This is a genomic window from Bartonella sp. AP57NXGY (assembly GCF_042195805.1).
Lineage (GTDB): Bacteria > Pseudomonadota > Alphaproteobacteria > Rhizobiales > Rhizobiaceae > Bartonella.
On the sequence record NZ_JBHIOZ010000663.1, the window covers coordinates 1 to 554 of the forward strand.

Annotated in this window: 1 protein-coding gene; it reads left to right on the forward strand. The window is 40.3% G+C overall.

Going from position 1 to position 554, the window contains the following annotated elements; genetic code table 11:
* Positions 1–212 precede the first annotated feature (212 nt).
* Positions 213–416, forward strand: a complete 204-nt coding sequence (locus ACFIL8_RS12530) for a hypothetical protein (protein ID WP_375681368.1) — start codon at positions 213–215, stop codon at positions 414–416.
* The last annotated feature ends 138 nt before the right edge of the window (positions 417–554 follow it).

A 554-nucleotide genomic window follows, 5' to 3' on the forward strand; every position in this document is an offset into this window, starting at 1 on the left:
AAAAGTAGGAGAGATTTAACAAGAAGTCTTATTCTTGTCAAGGGTATATCCCTTACAAATTCCTTAGGGTGTGTTAAGGGTTGGCCTTGAAGGTAAAAATTTTCTCGTAAAAAAAGGACACAAAAAAGCACAAAGAGTGGAAAAAAGTAAAAGCCTTGTCAGCTTTAAACAAATAAGCTCTGTTAGGGAGTGTTGCAAGAACAGGAGCGCTGTTGAGCCGTTGGATTGTTGATTTGGTGTGGTTTTTGTCGTTAAGGGCAAGGTGGCTTCTTAAAACGCAAGAGGCTTGTTTGTGGGGGCTCGTGAAGCCCTATCAGGTGCATGCGCCGGCTGAAATGCTTGAAGTGGGGGGAAGAGGGGACGCCGTTGGAATTGTTTCTTGTATTGGCTGTACGCACATAATATCATGCCTATAGTTTCAAACGTCCCCTTATGAAAAATCTCATACCCTCAATATGGGTCATCAATATGACTGGGAATCACATTAAATACGTCTAGAAATATGAAAATAAGGATTATGGTATTTTAATACCACGTTTTTCACGACTTTTTTT